This window comes from Pseudomonas sp. GW821-FHT03C07, assembly GCF_059420925.1.
On sequence record NZ_JBWKUQ010000010.1, the window covers coordinates 193,170 to 213,813 of the forward strand.

Genomic DNA, 20,644 nt, shown 5'->3' on the forward strand with positions numbered 1-20,644 from the left:
AACCACCGCGCCAGCCGTCGACAGACAGGCACGGCAACGCCTTGCCATGGGCGACGCCAGGCAAGCGGGAACGGACAAGCGGGACTTGGAACAGAAAAAAATCAGGCATGGGCGGCAGCTTAGCGGAACAAAGCCGGCGCGCCCACCCGTAACAGATTAAACCTTGGCTACCGCCGGCACCGGCGTCGACTTGCTGCGTGGGCGCAACTGCGCCGCCGCCATGGAGGCATCGGTGACACCGCTGTCGGCGCGCATACCGGCCGCGAGGAACGGCACCATCAGGCGCATGACCTGCTCGATGGAGGTGTTGACCCCGAAGTCGGTCTCGGCAATCGCGCGCAATGCCTTGATACCCGACATGCTGAACGCCGCCGCGCCGAGCATGAAGTGCACGCGCCAGAACAACTCTATCGGTGGAATCCGTGGCGCGGCATCGTTGACCAGCAACATGTAGCGGCGGAACACCTTGCCGTACATGTCTTCCAGGTAACGTCGCAGGTGACCCTGGCTCTGGCTGAAGGCCAGCCCCAGCAAACGCATGAAGATCGACAGGTCGTTGCCGCTGCGTGGTTGCACCACCATCGCCTGCTCGACCAGGATCTCCAACAGTTCTTCCAGCCCGGGCTTGACCTCGGGCTTGGCCTGGCGTCGCTCCAGCTCACGGTCGAGACTGATACAGAACGGTCCGAGGAAACGCGAGAACACCGCCTGGATCAGGGCCTTCTTCGAGCCGAAGTGATAGTTCACCGCCGCGAGATTGACTCCCGCCTTGCTGGTAATCAACCGCAATGAGGTCTCGGCGAAACCTTTTTCCGCGAACAATTGCTCGGCAGCATCGAGAATGCGTTCAACGGTTTCCGACTGGGCCATGGTTACTCCGCCTGACAAACACTTGTTTGAAACATACGTTTCAGCCTCGCGAATGTCAAGTCTGGCGGTCCATTTGTGGCCCGCTGGTCAAGCATTAAATCATACAAACCCTGGCCTGTAGCCATCCCTCCGATCCGGCTCGGACAGTGCAGCCCGGTGACCGTCCGGCGGGCGCGAGAAAAAGGAGGATTGCCAAGCGCCTTGCACTGTATATAATCCCAGTCACTGTATAAAAAGACAGAGCGCTCAAAATGATAAAACTGACGCCACGCCAAGCTGAGATTCTGGCCTTTATCAAACGTTGCCTGGATGACAATGGCTATCCGCCGACCCGCGCGGAAATTGCCCTGGAGCTGGGCTTCAAGTCACCGAACGCGGCTGAGGAGCACCTCAAGGCTCTGGCCCGCAAGGGCGCGATCGAAATGACCCCGGGCGCGTCCCGCGGCATTCGGATCCCCGGCTTCGAAGCCAAGACCGATGAATCCACCCTGCCGATCATTGGCCGCGTGGCCGCCGGTGCACCGATTCTCGCCCAGCAGCACGTCGAAGAATCTTGCAACATCAACCCGACCTTCTTCCATCCCCGGGCCGACTATCTGTTACGCGTTCACGGCATGAGCATGAAGGACGTCGGCATTTTCGACGGTGACCTGCTGGCCGTACACACCTGCCGCGAAGCCCGCAATGGCCAGATCGTGGTGGCGCGGATCGGCGACGATGTCACCGTCAAGCGCTTCAAGCGCGAAGGCAGCAAAGTCTGGCTGCTGGCGGAAAACCCCGAGTTCGCCCCCATCGAAGTCAACCTGAAAGATCAGGACTTCGTCATCGAAGGTTTGAGTGTCGGCGTCATTCGCCGCTGAAGGAGGCGTCATGCAATTCCAGCAAACCCCACAACACGCACAGCTTTCCCTGTTTGAGGCGTTCATGGCGCAACCCCTCGCGCCCCTGCTCAAAGAGGTGGTCGAAGCCCCCTGGAGCCCCGAGCCAGAAGTTTTCAGTGAGCTGTCGTTGCGGGGCGCTGCCGGGAGTTGCCTGAGCCTGCTGGCCCCGATCCTGCGGGAGTTGAGCCTGGACCAGGAAGCCCGCTGGCTGACCCTGATCGCCCCGCCGTCGAGCCTGACCCAGGCCTGGCTGCGGGATGCCGGACTCAACCGCGAACGGATTCTGCTCCTGCAGCCGAGCAGTGCCCAAAACGCCCAGCAATTGACCTGTGAGGCCTTGCGTCTGGGCCGCAGCCACACCGTGGTCAGCTGGCTGAACCCGCTGAACGCTCATGCTCGCCAACAGCTGATCAGCGCGGCTCGTCAAGGCGATGCGCAAAGTCTGAATATTCGCTTGGGCTGACGAATTGAACGGCCGTCAGGGCCGATAGTACACACCGACCGCCTCAGGGCCTCTCCAGGACAGAGAAGCCGATCTGAAACGTTATCGCGCCGGACGAGCCTCGGTTCAGTGAAGAACCCGTGGCCCGCCGTCGTCTTTCTCGATTTCACCTTCGACCAAACGCCCCGCCATCTGCACGCCCACGCTCAACATGGCCTTGGCCACTTCAACGTGCTGGCCCTGCAGGAATGCCTTGGCATCTTCGGAAAAGTTAAGGGTCACCAGAGAACCTTCGTCCTCGGCCCGGCGCAGCTCGATACGGCCGTCCGGCAGCTCGACAATTTCTAGAAAGGACGTAGGCATAGTGTCTGTTCTCCACGAAAGGCCATCATTATATCAGTCATCGATGGCTCCTCGCAGGGGAACTGCAGCGCTTTCTTTACCGCTTGATGAACATCTGACAGATGGATACCACTTATATCGAAGAAAAAGACGACAAAACAATCGCCCTTTGTTCATCCATATGCCCGTTCAATCACTCAGCATTCGTTGAGCCCATCGCGGAAACGGATCGCCAGCGCCTTCAGATTCTGCCGCCAGCTCTCCAGCTCCTCACGGCCCAGCTCGGGCATCTCGTCCTCATCCAGGCTGACTGCCACGATCAACGGCTGCAACACGTCGCCCTTGACCTTCCTGGGAGCCTGGGGCGGTAGATACAGCGCGGCATGGGCACTGATCAAGCGGGCCAGCCAGGTTTGCGGGCTATGGGCCAACTCCACCAGCTCGGCCATTTCAGGGATGGCGATCGCCTCCAGCACCTCACGGGTCAGCAACAACTCGGCCCGCGGCGCAGCGGCCTGGGGCAAGCGGTAGAAACCGGCAATCTCATGGCACAGCCCGAGCAGCGCACCATACAGATGGAACACCGCCGCTTCACGCTCGGCCTGGATCAGCGCCAGGGCATTCATCGCCCCGCTCGCCTCGGCCTTGCCCAGGGCTTCCAGGGCGAGGCCGGCGTAAAAGATCTTCTGGTTGGTGCGGGTATAGAGTTCGTTGGCCATGACGGCGCGCTCCATGGAAAAAGGCTACAGGCAGGTCAGTCAGTTTCAGGGATCGACCAAGTTTACTGCAAGCCCCAAAAAAAGGTCGCGTAAAAACCCTGATGAGGGAAGCACAGCCTGAAAACGCCAGAGAACCTGTGGGAGCGGAGCTTGCCCGCGAAGAGGCCGGTGAAGCCACTAAAAGCTTCGCGGGCAAGCTCCGCTCCCACACAAGCACCGCTCCCACACTCCTGGTGTTCACAGCCGATCAGTGCATCAGGCGCCTGGCTTACGAGCGCTTGTCTTCGACCGTCCACTTGCTGCCGCTGTGGAACGCCTTCCAGCCAGTCGGCTTGCCGTCCACTTCGGTCTGCACGTACTGCTCCTTGGTCTTGCGGCTGTAGCGGATGACCGCCGGACGTCCGTCCGGGTCCTTCTGCGGAGCGTCACACAGGAAGTGGTACTTGGGATCGATCTCGTCCTTGTGGGGCAGGATCTCGATCACCAGCGGCGCACGGGTTTCACGGTTCTTCGGGAACTGGCTGGCGGCCAGGAACAGGCCGGAAGCGCCGTCACGCAGGATATAGGTGTCGTTGACCTTCTCGCACTTGAGCTCCGGCATCTTCACCGGATCCATCTTCGGCGGCGCCGCGTCACCGCTCTTGAGCAGCTTGCGGGTGTTCTTGCAGGTCGCATTGGTGCAACCGAAAAACTTGCCGAAACGACCGGTCTTGAGCTGCATCTCGCTGCCGCACTTGTCACATTCCAGGCTCGGACCTTCATAGCCCTTGATGCGGTAGCTGCCTTCTTCGATCTCGTAGCCGTCGCAATCCGGATTGTTACCACAGATATGCAGCTTGCGCTTCTCGTCCAGCAGGTAGGCGTCCATCGCCGTGCTGCAGATCGGGCAGCGATGCTTGCCGCGCAGTACCAGGGACTCCGATTCACCCTCGTCGTCGGCGGCGATTTCATCGCCCGGCACCAGGTTGACGGTGGCCTTGCAACGTTCCTTGGGCGGCAGACTGTAGCCCGAGCAGCCGAGGAACACGCCAGTGGAGGCGGTACGAATCTGCATCGGCCGGCCGCAGGTCAGGCACGGAATATTGGTCATCACCGGCTGGTTGGCGCGCATGCCACTGTCAGGGCTTTCCGCCACTTCGAGCTTTGTCTTGAAGTCGCCGTAGAACTCGTCGAGCACGTTTTTCCAGTCGCGCTCACCCTGGGCCACGTCGTCGAGATGCTCCTCCATGCTGGCGGTAAAACCGTAGTCCATCAGGTCGGAGAAGCTTTCCGACAGGCGCTCGGTGACGATGTCGCCCATTTTCTCGGAGTAGAAGCGGCGGTTGTGCAGCGCCACATAACCACGGTCCTGGATGGTGGAAATGATCGCCGCATAGGTCGAAGGACGACCGATACCGCGTTTTTCCATTTCCTTGACCAGACTGGCTTCGGAGTAACGTGCCGGCGGCTTGGTGAAGTGCTGGGTCGGGTCGAGCTGGATCAGCTTCATCACCTCGCCCTGGGCCATGTCCGGCAGGACGTCGTCGTCGCCCGGCTTGCTCATTTGCGGCAGAACCCGGGTGTAGCCGTCGAACTTGAGGATACGGCCTTTGGCACGCAGCTCGAAGTCACCGGCGGCGACGCTGACGGTGGTCGACAGGTATTGCGCCGGCAGCATCTGGCAGGCCACGAATTGGCGCCAGATCAGCTCGTAGAGACGCTCGGCATCACGTTCCATGCCCGACAGCTTGCTCGGGTCGGTATTCACATCCGAAGGACGGATGGCTTCGTGAGCTTCCTGCGCGCCGGCCTTGCTGCTGTAGACGTTAGCGTTTTCCGGCAGGTATTTCGCGCCGAACTCGCCTTCGATATAGGTCCGCGCCATCGCCACGGCATCGGCCGAGAGGTTGGTGGAGTCGGTACGCATATAGGTGATGTAGCCCGCTTCGTACAAGCGTTGAGCCATCATCATGGTTTTCTTCACCCCGAAGCCCAGGCGGTTGCTCGCGGCCTGCTGCAGGGTGGAGGTAATGAACGGGGCCGACGGCTTGCTGCTGGTCGGTTTGTCCTCGCGCTTGGCGATGGTGTAGGCCGACGCCTTGAGCTTCTCCAGGGCCGCCATGGCCTGGGCCTCATTGAGCGGCTTGAACGCCTCGCCTTTCTCGCGGGCCACTTCGAAGCGCACCTTGGCGCCCTTGGCGGTGCCGAGATCGGCGTGGACTTCCCAGTACTCTTCAGGGTTGAAGGCACGGATCTCGCGCTCACGCTCGACCACCAGCTTCACCGCCACCGACTGTACGCGACCGGCGGACAGGCCACGGGCGATCTTCGACCAGAGCAACGGCGAGACCATGTAACCCACCACACGGTCGAGGAAACGGCGGGCCTGCTGGGCATTGACGCGGTCGATGTCCAGCTCGCCAGGTGCCGAGAAGGCTTCCTGGATGGCTTTTTTGGTGATCTCGTTGAACACCACGCGCTTGTAGCGGCTGTCATCGCCACCGATGGCTTCGCGCAGGTGCCAGGCAATGGCTTCCCCCTCGCGGTCCAAGTCGGTTGCGAGATAGATGGTGTCGGCATCCTTGGCCAGGCGGCGCAGCTCCTCGATCACCTTCTCCTTGCCGGGAAGGATCTCGTAGCGGGCTTTCCAGCCGTGGTCCGGGTCGACACCCATGCGCGAGACCAGCTGCTTGCGCGCCTTTTCCTTCGCCGTCAGCACGGGGGCTTCGCCAACCGCCGCCTTGCCGCGCTTGGCAGCAGGCTCTTTGGTGGCACTCGCCGAACCGCTGGTGGGCAGGTCTCGGATATGGCCGATACTCGACTTCACCACGTACTGGGTACCCAAGTACTTGTTGATGGTCTTGGCCTTAGCCGGGGATTCCACAATGACCAGCGATTTGCCCATGGATCAGAAAATTCCTGAATGCTAGAAGTGAGAGGCGGACTGCGCCTGACGCGGCACCGCTATATATAGTGGCTACAAGGTGAGGTCAAGCGCAGGGTTCTGCGCGCCCTCCCCTCAAGGCCTTGAAAAAAGGCTCGGTTCAGCCTGCACCAAAGCAAAGCGCGGGACCTGTTCGCCGTCAACCTCGACCGACTCCAGGAACATGCTCAAAGGACGTACCCAAAAGCCGTAATCGCCATACAGGGCTTGGTAGAACACCAATTCCTCGTTGGTCTCGGAATGCCGCGCAACGTTGAAAACACGGTACTGCGGCCCCTTGTAATGCTGATAGAGCCCAGGTTCCAATTTCATGTATCGGCTCCTTACAAATAAAAATAAAAAAATCGGAAAAACAAAAGCCGGGGCACAAGGCCCCGGCTTCCCTCGACGAGACGCTTAGACGCGTTCGAAGACGGTGCTGATGCCCTGGCCGAGGCCAATGCACATGGTGGCTACCCCGAGGGTACCGCCATTCTGCTTCATCACATTGAGCAAAGTGCCGGAAATCCGCGCACCGGAACAACCGAAAGGGTGGCCCAAGGCAATCGCGCCGCCGTGCAGGTTAACCTTCTCGTTCATCTTGTCGAGCACTTTCAGATCCTTGAGCACCGGCAGGGCCTGTGCGGCGAAGGCTTCGTTGAGCTCGAAGAAGTCGATGTCGGAGATCGCCAGGCCCGCACGCTTGAGGGCTTTCTGGGTCGCCGGTACCGGACCGTAGCCCATGATCGCCGGGTCGACACCCGCCACGGCCATGGAACGGATCACCGCCAACGGCTGGATCCCCAGGTCCTGGGCACGTTGGGCCGACATCACGATCATGCACGAAGCGCCGTCGGTGATCTGCGAGGAAGTCCCCGCCGTCACGGTACCACCCTTGGGGTTGAACGCCGGCTTCAAGGCCGCCAGGCTTTCCAGCGTGGTTTCCGGACGAATGGTTTCGTCGTAGTCGAAGACCTTGAGGAAGCCGTTCTCGTCATATCCCTGCATCGGGATGATCTCGTCCTTGAACTTGCCTTCCACGGTGGCCTTGTAAGCCAACTGGTGGGAACGCACGCCAAAGGCGTCCTGCTGCTCGCGGGTGATGCCGTGCATCTTGCCGAGCATTTCCGCGGTCAGGCCCATCATGCCCGAGGCTTTCGCCGCGTACAGCGACATGTGCGGGTTCGGATCGACACCGTGCATCATGCCGACGTGGCCCATATGTTCGACACCGCCGACGACGAAGACGTCACCGTTGCCGGTCATGATCGCCTGCGCGGCGGTGTGCAGCGCGCTCATCGACGAGCCACACAGGCGGCTGACGGTCTGGCCGGCGGCGGTGTGCGGGATCTGGGTCATCAGCGAGGCCATGCGGGCGATGTTCCAGCCCTGCTCCAGGGTCTGGTTCACGCAGCCCCAGATCACGTCCTCGACTTCGTTCGGGTCGACCTTGACGTTGCGCTCAAGCAGTTTGCTGATCAGGTGCGCCGACATGTCCTCGGCGCGGGTATTGCGGTGCATGCCGCCCTTGGAGCGGCCCATCGGAGTACGACCGAAGTCGACAATCACGACGTCTCTAGGATTCAAGCTCATATCGTTCACTCTCGCTCTAGTGTGGGCGCTTAACCGAAGAACCGCTGGCCAGTCTTGGCCATTTCACGCAGCTTCGCGGTCGGGTGGTACAGCGCGCCCAGGTCGGCGTACTGATCGGCCAGGGCAACGAATTCGGCGACACCGATGGAATCGATGTAGCGCAACGCACCGCCACGGAAGGGAGGGAAGCCAATGCCGTAGACCAGACCCATGTCGGCTTCGGCGGCGGTTTCGACAATCCCGTCTTCCAGGCAGCGCACGGTTTCCAGGCACAGCGGGACCATCAGCCAGTTGATGATGTCCTCGTCGGTCACTTCACGCTGCTCGTAGATGATCGGCTTGAGCACTTCCAGCACCGACGAATCGGCGACTTTCTTCTGCTTGCCGCGCTTGTCGGTCTCGTAGGCGTAGAAGCCCTTGCCATTCTTCTGGCCCAGGCGCTTGGCTTCGTAGAGGGCATCCACCGCCGAACGACGGTCGTCCTTCATGCGATCCGGGAAACCTTCGGCCATCACGTCACGGCCATGGTGGCCAGTGTCGATGCCGACCACGTCCATCAGGTAGGCCGGGCCCATCGGCCAGCCGAACTTCTCCATGATCTTGTCGATACGGACGAAGTCGACACCAGCGCTGACCAGCTTGGCGAAGCCGCCGAAGTACGGGAACAGGATACGGTTGACCAGGAAGCCCGGGCAGTCGTTGACCACGATCGGGTTCTTGCCCATTTTCTTGGCGTAGGCCACGGTGGTGGCGACCGCTTGTTCGCTGGACTTCTCGCCACGGATCACTTCCACCAGCGGCATCATGTGCACCGGGTTGAAGAAGTGCATGCCGACGAAGTTTTCCGGACGCTTGAGGGCCTTGGCCAGCAGGCTGATGGAAATGGTCGAGGTGTTGGAGGCCAGGATGGCATCTTCCTTGACCTGGGCTTCCACTTCCGCCAGTACCGCCTGCTTGACCTTAGGGTTCTCGACGACCGCCTCGACCACCAGGTCGACATGACCGAAGTCACCGTAGGACAGGGTCGGACGAATGCCGTTGAGCACTTCCGCCATCTTCGCCGCGGTCATGCGGCCTTTATCAACGCGCCCGACCAGCAACTTCGCGGCTTCCGCCAGACCCTGCTCGATGCCGTGTTCGTTGATGTCCTTCATCAGGATCGGCGTACCTTTGGAGGCCGACTGATAAGCGATACCACCCCCCATGATACCGGCGCCCAATACGGCGGCCTGTTTCACGTCCTTGGCGATTTCGTCGTAGGCCTTGGCCTTTTTCTTCAGTTCCTGGTCATTCAGGAACAAGCCGATCAGGCTTTGTGCAGCCGAGGTCTTGGCCAGTTTGACGAAGCCGGCGGCTTCGATTTCCAGGGCCTTGTCGCGACCGAAGTTGGCGGCTTTCTGGATGGTCTTGATGGCTTCGACCGGAGCCGGGTAGTTCGGACCGGCTTGACCGGCAACAAAACCCTTGGCGGTTTCGAAGGCCATCATCTGCTCGATGGCGTTGAGCTTGAGCTTGTCCAGCTTCGGCTGGCGCTTGGCCTTGTGATCGAGCTCGCCGGAGATAGCGCGCTTGAGCAGTTCCAGAGCCGCTTCCTGGAGTTTTTCCGGAGCGACCACGGCATCGACGGCGCCGACTTTCAGGGCGTCTTCGGCGCGGTTCTCTTTACCCGCGGCAATCCACTCGATGGCATTGTCCGCACCGATCAGGCGCGGCAGACGGACGGTGCCGCCGAAGCCCGGGTAGATACCCAACTTGACTTCCGGCAGACCGATCTTGGCGCTGCTGGACATGACGCGGAAATCCGCGGCCAGGCACATTTCCAGACCGCCGCCCAAGGCGATGCCATTGATCGCGGCGACAGTCGGCACGGCCAGGTCTTCGAAATCGCTGAAAATCTTGTTGGCTTCGAGGTTGGCGGCCACCAACTCGGCATCCGGCAACTTGAAGTTGTCGACAAATTCGGTGATGTCGGCGCCAACGATAAAGACGTCCTTGCCGCTGCTGACGATAACGCCCTTGACGGACGCATCAGCCTTGAGGGTGTCCACGGCCTGGCGCAATTCGCTCAGGGTTAGACGGTTGAACTTGTTGACGGACTCACCCTTGAGGTCGAACTTCAGTTCGACGATGCCACTTTCAAGAGCCTTAACCGTGATGGCTTTACCTTCGTAAATCATCAACTGATCTCCACGATATGGAAGCTGAACAGTACACGTCGGACGCGAGCGGATGGTACGACACTGACGTTACCGTCGATGCTACGCCAAGCCGCCAGGCACACCCGCCAACGCGATAGTCGGGATTCTGTTTGGAGCCGTCTGATCAGACAAACGCTCAATTCATACGCCCGTTTGATTTGGGTGTGGACACCTTCACGGAATTCGCAGCAATTGTCAATTGCCGAAAACGTTACTGAAAAAGCGACTTCCCGGTCATATTCCGGGCGTTAAAGCGCCTGGGCGCCAAGGTTCATAGTTACCCATTCAGCGAATCAATAGTGTAGCGGCGGGCGGCCGATCCTGCGTCAGGCCAGGGCCTTGAGCACTGCCGCGATGGCCGGCAAGGCCTGGGCATCGCCGCGCTCGCCCCAATACACGGCGATCATCTGCTTGTCCGCCTCGATCTTGTAGGCGTTGTCCGGCAATGTCCGCAGATGCATCAGCAGCTTGTCGTCGGTCAAGGTTTCCCGCCATTGGTTGGCCCAGACTCCGGGGGCGGTTTGCCAGTAGCACCAACAAGGGCTGTCGGCACGCAGACGTGGCCGGTGGTATTGCGCACAGGGGCTTGGTGGCTCATGAGGCAGCCAGTGCGGCCACTCCTGGGGCGCCAGCTGCATGCCCAGGCCAATGCGCCGCGCCTCCATGCGCACAGCCATCATCCCGCTCTGGCGGCGCGAAGGACGCAACCAGGCCAAAGGGCTCAAGACCAGCGCCAGGATTGACACCACTATCCATACCGTCATATCTCTAACTCTCTCGATTCTTGATGAGCGATTGGCCCGCCAATGAGCCAATCCGCTTGAAACCAGCCATACTTAACGCTATCGCGATCCTCAGGAGTGCCTTTCATGAGCTACGAACACATTCTGGTAGCTGTCGACCTGACAGAAGAATGCGACCCGGTCATCAAACGCGCACGCGAACTGTCGGTCAGCAGCGAAGCCAGGCTATCACTGGTGCATATCGTCGAACCCATGGCCATGGCCTTCGGTGGCGACGTGCCCATGGACCTTTCGCAGTTGCAACAACAGCAATTCGACCAGGCCAAGGAGCGCCTTGATCGCCTGATCGTCAAGTACCCGGAACTCTCGAAAGACAACTGCCACCTGACCTACGGCCAGCCGCGCCAGGAAATCCACCACCTGGCCAAGGAGCAGCATTGCGACCTGATCGTGGTCGGCAGCCATGGTCGCCACGGCCTGGCGCTGCTGCTGGGCTCCACCGCCAATGACGTCCTCCACGGCGCGCCCTGCGATGTACTGGCGGTGCACCTGGTCAAACGCCCGAACTGATCCTGGAACACGCACCTGTAGGAGCTGGCTTGCCAGCGATAGCGGCGGTGAATCCAACATCGTCATCGCTGGCAAGCCAGCTCCTACAGGTATTCGTGCACGCCATAAAATATCGCCGACACCAATGAAAAGCCCGGCACCCACACAAGTTGGGGCCGGGCTTTTCGTTACTCAGCGATCGCTCAGGCGTCCAGCTCGGCCCAACGTTCCACCATCACATCCAGCTCGGCCTGGAGCTTTTCCAGCCCAGCAATGACTGCGGCGGTCTCCGCCGCAGGGCGCTGATAGAACCCCGCCTCGGCCATTTCCGCCTCGACAGCGGCAATCTGCTGTTCCTTGGCCTCGATCTCGCCCGGCAACGCTTCCAACTCGCGCTGCAACTTGTAGCTGAGCTTTTTCTTCGCCACAGGCTGCTCGACAGCTGCCGCCGGTGCCGGCGCCGCCACTACCGCGGAGTTGAGCTCGGCCTTGCCGGATTTGTTCTCGGTCACACCGAGCAAACGCGGCGAACCGCCCTGGCGCAGCCAGTCCTGGTAACCACCGACGTACTCGCGCACCTTGCCCTCGCCTTCAAAGACCAGGGTGCTGGTGACCACGTTGTCGAGGAAGGCCCGGTCGTGGCTGACCATCAGTACGGTACCGCTGAACGTCAGCAACACTTCTTCCAGCAACTCGAGGGTTTCCACATCGAGGTCGTTGGTCGGTTCGTCGAGCACCAGCAGGTTGGACGGCTTGCTGAACAGCTTGGCCAGCAGCAGGCGCGCGCGCTCACCACCGGACAAGGCCTTGACCGGCGTACGGGCGCGCTGCGGGCTGAACAGGAAGTCGCCCAGGTAGCTCAGCACGTGACGGCTCTGGCCATCGATGTCGATAAAGTCGCGACCTTCGGCGACGTTGTCGATCACGGTCTTTTCCAGGTCCAACTGATGGCGCAACTGGTCGAAGTAGGCCACATCGATCCGCGTGCCCTCTTCCACCGTGCCGCTGGTCGGCTGCAAACCATTGAGCATCAGCTTGAGCAAGGTGGTCTTGCCGGTACCGTTGGCCCCAAGCAAGCCGATCCGATCGCCACGCTGCAGGACCATGGAGAAGTCCTTGATCAGGAACGGGCCACCCGGGTGCGCGAAGCTGACGTTTTCCAGCACCATCACCTGCTTGCCGGACTTGTCGGCGGTGTCGAGCAGGATATTCGCCTTACCGGTACGCTCGCGACGCTCGCTACGCTCCACGCGCAGGGCTTTCAACGCCCGTACACGGCCTTCGTTACGGGTACGGCGGGCCTTGATGCCCTGGCGGATCCAGACTTCTTCCTGGGCCAGGCGCTTGTCGAACAGCGCGTTGGCGGTTTCCTCGGCGGCCAGCGTGGCTTCCTTGTGCACCAGGAAGCTGGCGTAGTCGCCATTCCAGTCGATCAGGCCGCCGCGATCCAGTTCCAGGATGCGCGTTGCCAGGTTCTGCAGGAAGGAACGGTCGTGGGTGATGAACAACACCGCGCCCTGGAAATCCTTCAAGGCTTCTTCCAGCCAGGCGATTGCACCGATGTCCAGGTGGTTGGTCGGTTCGTCGAGCAGCAGCAGGTCCGGTTCGGAAACCAGTGCCTGGGCCAGCAGGACCCGCCGACGCCAACCGCCGGACAACTCGGCGAGGGTCTTGTCGGCCGGCAGTTGCAGGCGGCTCAGGGTGCTGTCGACCAGGGTCTGCAAACGCCAGCCATCGCGGGCTTCGAGGTCGTGCTGGACGTGCATGAGCTTGTCCAGGTCGGCATCGGTGACGATGTTCTGGCTCAGGTGATGGTACTCGGCGAGCAACGCGCCGACACCGTCCAGGCCTTCGGCAACCACATCGAACACGGTGCGGTCGTCGGCCAGCGGCAACTCTTGCGGCAACTCGCCGATCTTGAGTCCGGGGGCACGCCAGACGGAGCCGTCATCGGGCTTCTGTATGCCCTTGACCAGCTTCAACATGCTGGACTTGCCTGTGCCGTTGCGGCCGATGATGCACACCCGCTCACCACGGGCGATCTGCCACGACACCTTGTCCAACAACGGCATGGCGCCGAAGGCAAGGGACACATCGCTGAATTTGAGCAGGGTCATGAGCTTCTCCAAAAACCGGGCGCGCATTCTACCTGACTTGGGCCAGGAGGCGGCCGGCATTTTTATCGACACCTCGGTTCAAGATGACAATTAGTATCAAGTTGCGTACAGCGGCCGCTAAAACGTTCTCCCAGAGTGGGCAAACAGCTAAGCTAGTAGTAATCAGCCGCGGAATTTTCCACGGTTTGTCAGGTTTTATTTTTTCGGAACTCCCATGCGCAGCCGTCTGTTCAATTTTTTATCGTGCCTGCTTCTTTCTACCTGCGCTGTCCATGCTGCCCAGGCGGTAGAGCTCTCCCAGCAACGCCAGTTTTACGATGAAGCCAAGCGTGCGCTTGCCAAAGGTGACTCGGGGCCCTATTTCCGTTATCAGGACGCCCTGCGGGACTATCCGCTGGAGCCCTACCTGGCCTACGACGAGTTGACCGCGCGTCTGAAAACCGCGAGCAACGCCGAGATCGAGCAATTCCTCGCCGAACATGGCGACCTGCCCCAGGCCAACTGGATGAAGTTGCGCTGGTTGCGCTGGCTGGCCGAGCGCGGCGACTGGCAGCCCTTCGTCAAGTACTACGACCCCAAGCTGAACTTCACCGAACTGGACTGCCTCAACGGCCAGTACCAGCTCAGCCACAACCTGCGTGCCGAGGGTTATGCCACGGCGGAAAAACTCTGGCTGACCGGCAAGACCCAACCGAGTGCCTGCGACGCCCTGTTCGGCAGCTGGGCCGCCGACGGCCAACTGACCGAACAGAAACGCTGGCAGCGCCTGAAACTGGCGGCCGATGCACGCAACTATGGCCTGGCCAGCAGCCTGGTCAGCGGCTTGACCACCCTCGCCGTACCCGGCCGACTGCTGATCGAGGTTGCCCAGAAACCTGACCTGCTGAGCCAGCCCTCCCGCTTCCTTCCGGCGGACGAGGCCATGTCCGACGTGGTCGGCCTCGGCCTGCGCCGCCTGGCCCGCCAGGACCCGGACAGGGCCATGCCGCTGCTTGACAGCTATGCCGCGAGCATGCACTTCTCCCGTGACGAAAAGGTTGCGATCGCCCGCGAAATCAGCCTGACCCTGGCCCGTCGCTACGACGGCCGCGCACTGGACATCATGACCCAGTACGATCCGGAACTGCGGGACAACACCGTGACCGAATGGCGCCTGCGCCTGTTGCTGCGCCTGGCCCGCTGGGAGGATGCCTACCAACTGACACGCCGGCTGCCACAGGATCTGGCGACCACCAATCGCTGGCGCTACTGGCAGGCCCGCAGCCTGGAGCTGGCAGAGCCGCAGAACCCGCAAGCCATGGTCCTGCTGAAGAACGTCGCCCGCGAGCGTGACTTCTACGGTTTCCTGGCAGCCGACCGCTCCCAGTCCCCCTACCAACTGGCCAACCGCCCGTTGGTGCTCAGCCCGCAAATAATGAACAAGGTCCGTAACACCCCCGGCATACGCCGTGCGTTGGAGTTACATGAGCGCGGCCAGATCGTCGACGGGCGCCGCGAGTGGTACCACGCCAGCCGCCTGTTCAGCCGTGATGAAATGGTCGCCCAGGCGCGGCTGGCCTATGACCTGCAATGGTATTTCCCAGCCATTCGCACCATCAGCCAGGCGCAATACTGGGACGACCTGGATATCCGCTTCCCCATGGCCCACCGCGACACCCTGGTGCGCGAAGCCAAGGTACGCGGGCTGCATTCGAGCTGGGTATTCGCCATCACCCGCCAGGAAAGCGCGTTCATGGATGATGCCCGCTCAGGCGTAGGCGCCAGCGGCCTGATGCAACTGATGCCGGGGACGGCCAAGGAAACCGCACGCAAGTTCAGCATTCCGTTGGCCTCGCCGCAGCAAGTCCTGGACCCGGACAAGAACATAGAGCTGGGCGCGGCCTACCTGAGCCAGGTGCATGGGCAGTTCAATGGCAACCGCGTGCTCGCGACGGCCGCCTACAACGCCGGCCCCAGCCGTGTCAGGCAGTGGCTCAAGGGCGCCAACCACCTGGGCTTCGACGTCTGGGTGGAAAGTATTCCGTTCGACGAAACCCGCCAGTATGTGCAGAACGTATTGTCGTACTCGGTGATCTACGGCCAGAAGCTCAATGTGCCGCAACCACTGGTGGATTGGCACGAGCGCTATTTCGACGACCAATGATTGGCTTTGTGTGGGGCCGGCTTGCCGGCGATGGCGTCCGCGAGATCAATGCAAGACTCCAGGGCCTCATCGCCGACAAGCCGGCTCCCACAGTGACCGAGTGATAAGGTCAAGACTGTGAAGCCCCGCTATTCGAGCACCGTTACCGCCATCCCGACCTCCAGCAGCCCCAGGCCATCATTGACCAGGTTCTGCCCGAACATCACATCGCCATCCTGCTCGCGGTAGGTCTTGAGGGTCGTCAACGGCTCACGGTCGGCACTGCGCTCACCGGTCTGCGGATCGAGGGTGGTCAGGACGCAGCGGGAACAGGGTTTCACTACCCGAAACTCGACATCGCCGATACGAATACGCTTCCAGCTGTCTTCGGCAAAGGCATCGCCGCCCTCGATCACCAGGTTTGGTCGAAAGCGCAGCATTTCCAGCTCACGCCCGACCTTCTGCGACAAGTCATCCAGGGAAGCCTGGCCGATCAGCAGCAGGGGGAAGCCATCGGCAAACGCCACGCGATCCTCTTCCTTGCCGTAGCCAGCCTCGGTGAGGCGAGCTCGCTCCAGCGGCACATGTACCAGGCGCGTCGGCTTGCCGATAAATTCGCCGAGCCAGGCCGCCGCCTCGTCACCGGCATCCGGCACGCGCAAGGTGTCGCTCCAGATGGTCACACCACGCAGGATATCGCCCTTCCCGGGCAAGGCCACGTCCAGCGCCGAATAGCCAGGAGCACTCAGGGTCAGGCCACCGGCGAGATTCCACAGCGCCGACAACTGGCTCATCTTGCCCACCGCGCGCTGGGTCAGAAAGCGCCCGCTGGCCTCGTCCACCAACATCCAGCGCCGATCACCGGCCAGGCCCAGTTCATCCACTGGGCTCTGGCGCAAGGCCTCGCCCCGGGCGGACTTCAACGGATATCGATACAGCGCGCTCAGACGCAACATGCCCAGCTCCTGAAGAATCAAAACAGCGATTCTACAGCAGGGTGGGCACGACGGTATTTTGTGCTGGAACGCGGTTTTGTGGGAACCGGCTTGCCGGCGATGGCGCCCGCAAGGTCAAGCAAGGCTCACGGGCCTCAGCGCGGCGATGCAGCGTCCAACAAGCCAGCTTGTACGGGGATCAGGTGATATCCAGCATCAAGCGCTGGCGCACCACGTCCACCAGTTTGTCCGGCTGGAACTTGGAGAGGAAGTTGTCGCAACCGACCTTCTTCACCATGGCATCGTTGAAACTGCCGGACAACGAGGTGTGCAGGACCACATACAACCCGCGCAAGCGAGGGTCGTTGCGAATTTCGGTGGTCAGGCGATAACCGTCCATTTCCGGCATTTCCGCATCGGTGAAGACCATCAGCAATTTATCGGTCATGACCGCGCCGCCATCCGCCCAGCCCTTGAGCATGTTCAAGGCCTTCAAGCCGTCGCTGGCGATATGCATTTTCACCCCCAGTTGCCCGAGGGTATCGCGCAGCTGGGACAGGGCCACATTGGAGTCGTCGACCAGCAACACCTCGCGACCACGGGCCTGCTCCATGATCGGATCGTCGAGTTTTTCGCGGGACACCTTGGCGTTGTACGGCACAATCTCGGCCAGGACCTTCTCCACGTCGATGATTTCCACCAACTGATCGTCCACCTTGCTGATGGCGGTCAGGTAATGCTGGCGACCGGCGCTGGTCGGCGGCGGCAGGATGGCTTCCCAGTTCATGTTGACGATGCGGTCCACGCCACCGACCAGGAACGCCTGCACCGAACGGTTGTACTCGGTGACGATAATGGTGCTGTCAGGCCCCGGCACCAGTGGGCGCATGCCGATCGCCTGGGACAGGTCGATCACCGGCAACGTCTGACCGCGCAGGTTGACCACCCCGCAGACGAACGGATGGCGCTGGGGCATCAAGGTCAACTTGGGCAGTTGCAGCACTTCCTGGACCTTGAACACGTTGATCGCAAACAGTTGGCGCCCCGCCAGGCGAAACATGAGAATTTCCAGCCGGTTCTCACCCACCAGTTGCGTACGTTGATCTACTGTGTCGAGAATGCCGGCCATTAATGACTCCTGGGCTTGCTGCTGAAAGTGACATTGAATAGGTTATCGGCGGAAAACATCGGACCTTGACCCTCCGACCAAATGCCTGCCAAAAGCATTGATGTCACATTAGCATCATGCTTTACTCAGTTCACCCCCTCGCCGTCGCCAGGCAACGCCAAGCGCGACCACGGATTTCAGCTATAGTTCCCCATAGTAGGGGAATCCCCTAGTGACAATCAGGCCCAACCTGATATTCGCGATATCCAATAGCCATTAATGTGACGCCATTCTCATTGCATGAATGGAGTCAGGCTTTTGCCTTTGATCGCAGGACCACGGCCAGCCAGCCAGGTGAAAACCTTCACCGACCATGCTCAAGCCCTCTGGACCGCCACTTTCGGTGATTTTCTGCGAGCCTGCCCGCAAGGCCTTTTGGCGCCCGCAAGCCTGCATTTGAGAACGAAATGCAATAACGGCAATTCGAAACAATCAGAAACAGACTACAGACACACACGGCCTGTCGGCATTAACTTCAAAACCGTTCGCCCCGCGCGACCTTCTATCGCCTGCCTATGCAATCAAGGAGATAAAGCATGCTGAACGGTAAAGAGTGGCAAGCCAACCTGCCGGAATTCCTGGTGGAGGCCCAGGCCCTGCAAACGAAGATGCAGGAGTGCTGCCAACACCTGGAACTGATCCGCAACGACAAGGATGCCATTGATTGCCTCCTCGTCTCGCTGCACACCCTGGCCAATTGCGCGCAAGGCCTGGGCGTGCGCTGCATGGCCCGGTTCTCGCGACAGATCCACGCCCTCCTGAGCCAGCCCCAGGACCCGCTCAACCTGCATGAAGACGCCTTGCTGGCCTTGCGCAACTGCCTGACGCTGCTGGCCTGGCAGGTCGAACTGATCGACCCGCAGACCGGCCAACTGGGCCTGGACGACGACGAAGAGTCCGAATTGATCACCGCTCTCGCGATCCAGACCGGCCAATACGGATCAGCCACCGGAGCGAAGGCCTTCACCCTGATCACCTTCCCTGAACGGTCCGCTTGAACCGCTCGCCAACCTCGCACCTTCGATCCGCCCTCTTCATAGCCAAAAACGACAATAACAACTCACCTCGAACTTTCCGGTTCCAGGCTGTGGTTTTTTAATGCGAAAAGAATAACTAGTGTCTACGCGACCAAAGTACCGGAACAGCGTTCTGACTTCAGTTAGAGTAGGCAGGCTTAACAGCGCTTTATGGAACAAACGTACGAAAAAAGTTGACCGCTCGGACATATATCAGCCGAGAGCGACCAGCCCCAGATGGCGTGCTACTATGCCTGCGATTCGCATATGTACTTGTACGGCTTAGTAATTTTACCAATAGATATCAAAATGACATCATTGCGCAAAGTTTCTCACCCTGACACTGTTTCACCTCGAACGCACCCATTAAACCGTACCTGTTTTTCAAACTTGGCCTGTCGGTTGTCCTGACGGTCTACCCGTAGCGAACATTCATTGGCTCCATACGCTATGTACGCCAGCCTCAAGTCATTCAAGCCTTGGCTCCCCTCTCGCAAAAATGCCCGCCGGCTGACCGCCGTGCTGTGCATCGGCTCGGCCATTGCCAGCCTGTTCATCTACAGCACCGGCGCCGCCTTCCCTTCGGGGTTGCTGATCCTCAACCTGGCCGCACTGGCCAGCGTCTGGCTCCAGCACCGTAACTCCAGCACCTCCATCCAGTTCCAGCCGCAGGAGCTGGCCGATCGTCTGCTCCAGGTGCAGGAGAACGAACGGCATCGCCTCAGCCGCGAACTGCATGACGACATCGGCCAGTTGCTCACGGCGGCCAAACTCCAGGCCCAGTGGTTGCAACGGCGCCTGCCCGACGACCTGCAAAGCCACTTCAAGACCCTGGACAACACCCTCGACGAAACCCTGGCCAAGGTCCGCAACGTCTCGGCCATTCTCAATCCCCGCCAGTTGACCAGCCTTGGCCTGGAAGCCAGCCTGCGCGCGCATTTGCTCAAAACCCTGGAAAACGCCAACGTGCTCTGGAGCCTGGAGTGCCACCAGCGGCTGACCGGCATCCCCGAAGAGATGGCGCTGACCGCGTTCCGCGTGACCCAGGAAGCCGTCACCAACATGCTGCGCCATGCCCAGGCGCGTAACCTGCTGGTACGTATCGAGCGCTTGCCCGAAGGTCTGTCCCTGCATATCGTCGACGACGGCCAGGGCTTTTCGCCGCTCGGCAATCCCGGCGCGGCCGGCCAACGCGGCATGGCCGGCATGGCTGAGCGCATCGAACAGGCGGGCGGAACATTGACAGTCACCAGCGGACCCGGCAAAGGTACGCAGATCGAAGCACTGCTGCCCTGGGCGCCGCGCGCCCTGGAACGCGCCAGCAAGAATAAGGCTCCATGACCTGCACCCTACTTCTGGTGGATGACCACTCACTGATCCGGGCCGGTGTCCGCGCCCTGGTACTGGATATCCCGGGTTACACCGTGATCGGCGAAGCCAGCGATGGCGCGCAGTTGCTCGACGCCGTGGAACGGCTGAACCCGGACATCATCCTGCTCGACCTGTCCATGCGCGAAACCGGTGGCCTGGATGCGTTGCGCAAACTCAAGGCCGTGCGCCCCCAGAGCAAGGTGCTGATCCTGTCGATGCACACCGACCCGCAGTTGATCATGCAGGCCCTGGAAATCGGCGCCCACGGCTACCTGCTCAAGGACACCACGGCCACCGAACTGGCCCAGGCCCTCGATGCCCTGCGCAGCAACGAACGCTACCTGAGCCCGGCCATCGCCCACACGGTGATCAACCAGGCCCTGACCCAGGTCCAGCGCAACCTGCCGGCCGAACGGGCCGAGACCCATAACCTGACCGGACGTCAGTTGGAGATCCTGCGACTGATCGTGCGCGGCAAGTCGACCCGGGAAATCGCCAATGGCTTGGGGCTGAGCATCAAGACCGTGGAAACCCACCGCTCGCAGATCATGAAGCGCTTACAGATCTTCGACGTCGCCGGCCTGGTGCTGTTCGCGGTGCGCGAGCACATCATCAGCCTCGACGACTGAGCCGCGGCGAGCCCTTGGCCCGCTTGCCTGCGACGGCGGCCAGCACT

General features: G+C 60.9%; 18 protein-coding genes. 7 read left to right on the forward strand and 11 right to left on the reverse strand.

Annotated features, from left to right (window positions below):
- Positions 1-156: 156 nt before the first annotated feature.
- The gene (locus tag AC07VG_RS20205) at positions 157-870 is read right to left on the reverse strand and encodes a TetR/AcrR family transcriptional regulator (protein ID WP_495002730.1); all 714 of its coding nucleotides are present in this window, start codon (positions 868-870) and stop codon (positions 157-159) included.
- A gap of 251 nt (positions 871-1,121) precedes the next feature.
- Between AC07VG_RS20205 and lexA the strand changes: the two genes are divergently transcribed.
- Both lexA and sulA read left to right on the forward strand, forming a co-directional pair.
- The gene (gene lexA / locus AC07VG_RS20210) at positions 1,122-1,730 is read left to right on the forward strand and encodes a transcriptional repressor LexA (RefSeq protein WP_248800523.1); all 609 of its coding nucleotides are present in this window, start codon (positions 1,122-1,124) and stop codon (positions 1,728-1,730) included.
- A 10-nt stretch (positions 1,731-1,740) separates the two neighbouring features.
- Entirely contained in the window at positions 1,741-2,214 is a 474-nt protein-coding gene (gene sulA, locus AC07VG_RS20215; protein ID WP_495002731.1) for an SOS-induced cell division inhibitor SulA, read from the forward strand.
- Positions 2,215-2,319: 105 nt separating this feature from the next.
- Here sulA and AC07VG_RS20220 read toward each other — a convergent pair whose 3' ends face one another.
- The 7 genes from AC07VG_RS20220 to AC07VG_RS20250 form a co-directional block, all read right to left on the reverse strand.
- Entirely contained in the window at positions 2,320-2,556 is a 237-nt protein-coding gene (locus tag AC07VG_RS20220) for a hypothetical protein (RefSeq protein ID WP_040063188.1), read from the reverse strand.
- Positions 2,557-2,732: 176 nt separating this feature from the next.
- A complete protein-coding gene (locus AC07VG_RS20225) occupies positions 2,733-3,254 on the reverse strand; it encodes a DUF6586 family protein (RefSeq protein WP_495002732.1) in 522 nt (173 codons plus the stop codon).
- A 268-nt stretch (positions 3,255-3,522) separates the two neighbouring features.
- Positions 3,523-6,138 carry a type I DNA topoisomerase gene (gene topA / locus AC07VG_RS20230; RefSeq protein WP_495021755.1) on the reverse strand — a complete coding sequence of 872 codons (2,616 nt, stop codon included), beginning with the start codon at positions 6,136-6,138 and terminating at the stop codon, positions 3,523-3,525.
- A gap of 114 nt (positions 6,139-6,252) precedes the next feature.
- Positions 6,253-6,489, reverse strand: coding sequence for a DUF1653 domain-containing protein (locus AC07VG_RS20235; RefSeq protein WP_040063192.1), 237 nt, complete (start codon positions 6,487-6,489; stop codon positions 6,253-6,255).
- An 84-nt stretch (positions 6,490-6,573) separates the two neighbouring features.
- Complete coding sequence (gene fadA / locus AC07VG_RS20240) at positions 6,574-7,749, reverse strand: acetyl-CoA C-acyltransferase FadA (RefSeq protein ID WP_495004090.1); 1,176 nt, start codon at positions 7,747-7,749, stop codon at positions 6,574-6,576.
- Between the two features lie 29 nt (positions 7,750-7,778).
- Positions 7,779-9,926, reverse strand: a complete 2,148-nt coding sequence (gene fadB, locus AC07VG_RS20245) for a fatty acid oxidation complex subunit alpha FadB (protein WP_495004091.1) — start codon at positions 9,924-9,926, stop codon at positions 7,779-7,781.
- A gap of 347 nt (positions 9,927-10,273) precedes the next feature.
- Positions 10,274-10,711 (reverse strand): hypothetical protein, encoded by a 438-nt coding sequence (locus AC07VG_RS20250; protein WP_495004092.1) that lies wholly within the window; start codon positions 10,709-10,711, stop codon positions 10,274-10,276.
- Between the two features lie 105 nt (positions 10,712-10,816).
- Between AC07VG_RS20250 and AC07VG_RS20255 the strand changes: the two genes are divergently transcribed.
- Complete coding sequence (locus AC07VG_RS20255) at positions 10,817-11,260, forward strand: universal stress protein (protein ID WP_495004093.1); 444 nt, start codon at positions 10,817-10,819, stop codon at positions 11,258-11,260.
- Positions 11,261-11,442: 182 nt separating this feature from the next.
- Here AC07VG_RS20255 and AC07VG_RS20260 read toward each other — a convergent pair whose 3' ends face one another.
- Positions 11,443-13,356, reverse strand: a complete 1,914-nt coding sequence (locus AC07VG_RS20260) for an ATP-binding cassette domain-containing protein (RefSeq protein ID WP_495004094.1) — start codon at positions 13,354-13,356, stop codon at positions 11,443-11,445.
- 214 nt (positions 13,357-13,570) lie between these two features.
- On the opposite strand from AC07VG_RS20260, the gene AC07VG_RS20265 reads away from it, so the two are divergent.
- Positions 13,571-15,499, forward strand: a complete 1,929-nt coding sequence (locus AC07VG_RS20265; protein WP_495021756.1) for a transglycosylase SLT domain-containing protein — start codon at positions 13,571-13,573, stop codon at positions 15,497-15,499.
- A 128-nt stretch (positions 15,500-15,627) separates the two neighbouring features.
- Here the strand turns inward: AC07VG_RS20265 and AC07VG_RS20270 are convergent, their stop codons facing one another.
- Positions 15,628-16,434 carry an MOSC domain-containing protein gene (locus tag AC07VG_RS20270; protein ID WP_495021757.1) on the reverse strand — a complete coding sequence of 269 codons (807 nt, stop codon included), beginning with the start codon at positions 16,432-16,434 and terminating at the stop codon, positions 15,628-15,630.
- 178 nt (positions 16,435-16,612) lie between these two features.
- Positions 16,613-17,542 carry a chemotaxis protein CheV gene (locus AC07VG_RS20275; RefSeq protein ID WP_248800536.1) on the reverse strand — a complete coding sequence of 310 codons (930 nt, stop codon included), beginning with the start codon at positions 17,540-17,542 and terminating at the stop codon, positions 16,613-16,615.
- 575 nt (positions 17,543-18,117) lie between these two features.
- Here AC07VG_RS20275 and AC07VG_RS20280 point away from each other — a divergent pair.
- From AC07VG_RS20280 to AC07VG_RS20290, 3 genes are all read left to right on the forward strand, one after another.
- Positions 18,118-18,579 (forward strand): hypothetical protein, encoded by a 462-nt coding sequence (locus tag AC07VG_RS20280; RefSeq protein WP_495004097.1) that lies wholly within the window; start codon positions 18,118-18,120, stop codon positions 18,577-18,579.
- Between the two features lie 468 nt (positions 18,580-19,047).
- On the forward strand, positions 19,048-19,938 hold the full coding sequence (locus tag AC07VG_RS20285; protein WP_495004139.1) for a sensor histidine kinase: 891 nt from the start codon (positions 19,048-19,050) through the stop codon (positions 19,936-19,938).
- Positions 19,935-20,597 (forward strand): response regulator, encoded by a 663-nt coding sequence (locus tag AC07VG_RS20290; RefSeq protein WP_495004098.1) that lies wholly within the window; start codon positions 19,935-19,937, stop codon positions 20,595-20,597. Before AC07VG_RS20285 ends, AC07VG_RS20290 begins: the two co-directional genes overlap by 4 nt.
- Positions 20,598-20,644: the final 47 nt, after the last annotated feature.

Excerpts from the sequence above, each read along its gene's own strand:
- AC07VG_RS20205 (WP_495002730.1), bottom strand. The coding sequence starts at position 870 with ATGGCCCAGTCGGAAACCGTTGAACGCATTCTCGATGCTGCCGAGCAA.
- lexA (WP_248800523.1), top strand. The coding sequence starts at position 1,122 with ATGATAAAACTGACGCCACGCCAAGCTGAGATTCTGGCCTTTATCAAA.
- sulA (WP_495002731.1), top strand. The coding sequence starts at position 1,741 with ATGCAATTCCAGCAAACCCCACAACACGCACAGCTTTCCCTGTTTGAG.
- AC07VG_RS20220 (WP_040063188.1), bottom strand. The coding sequence starts at position 2,556 with ATGCCTACGTCCTTTCTAGAAATTGTCGAGCTGCCGGACGGCCGTATC.
- AC07VG_RS20225 (WP_495002732.1), bottom strand. The coding sequence starts at position 3,254 with ATGGCCAACGAACTCTATACCCGCACCAACCAGAAGATCTTTTACGCC.
- topA (WP_495021755.1), bottom strand. The coding sequence starts at position 6,138 with ATGGGCAAATCGCTGGTCATTGTGGAATCCCCGGCTAAGGCCAAGACC.
- AC07VG_RS20235 (WP_040063192.1), bottom strand. The coding sequence starts at position 6,489 with ATGAAATTGGAACCTGGGCTCTATCAGCATTACAAGGGGCCGCAGTAC.
- fadA (WP_495004090.1), bottom strand. The coding sequence starts at position 7,749 with ATGAGCTTGAATCCTAGAGACGTCGTGATTGTCGACTTCGGTCGTACT.
- fadB (WP_495004091.1), bottom strand. The coding sequence starts at position 9,926 with ATGATTTACGAAGGTAAAGCCATCACGGTTAAGGCTCTTGAAAGTGGC.
- AC07VG_RS20250 (WP_495004092.1), bottom strand. The coding sequence starts at position 10,711 with ATGACGGTATGGATAGTGGTGTCAATCCTGGCGCTGGTCTTGAGCCCT.
- AC07VG_RS20255 (WP_495004093.1), top strand. The coding sequence starts at position 10,817 with ATGAGCTACGAACACATTCTGGTAGCTGTCGACCTGACAGAAGAATGC.
- AC07VG_RS20260 (WP_495004094.1), bottom strand. The coding sequence starts at position 13,356 with ATGACCCTGCTCAAATTCAGCGATGTGTCCCTTGCCTTCGGCGCCATG.
- AC07VG_RS20265 (WP_495021756.1), top strand. The coding sequence starts at position 13,571 with ATGCGCAGCCGTCTGTTCAATTTTTTATCGTGCCTGCTTCTTTCTACC.
- AC07VG_RS20270 (WP_495021757.1), bottom strand. The coding sequence starts at position 16,434 with ATGTTGCGTCTGAGCGCGCTGTATCGATATCCGTTGAAGTCCGCCCGG.
- AC07VG_RS20275 (WP_248800536.1), bottom strand. The coding sequence starts at position 17,542 with ATGGCCGGCATTCTCGACACAGTAGATCAACGTACGCAACTGGTGGGT.
- AC07VG_RS20280 (WP_495004097.1), top strand. The coding sequence starts at position 18,118 with ATGCTGAACGGTAAAGAGTGGCAAGCCAACCTGCCGGAATTCCTGGTG.
- AC07VG_RS20285 (WP_495004139.1), top strand. The coding sequence starts at position 19,048 with ATGTACGCCAGCCTCAAGTCATTCAAGCCTTGGCTCCCCTCTCGCAAA.
- AC07VG_RS20290 (WP_495004098.1), top strand. The coding sequence starts at position 19,935 with ATGACCTGCACCCTACTTCTGGTGGATGACCACTCACTGATCCGGGCC.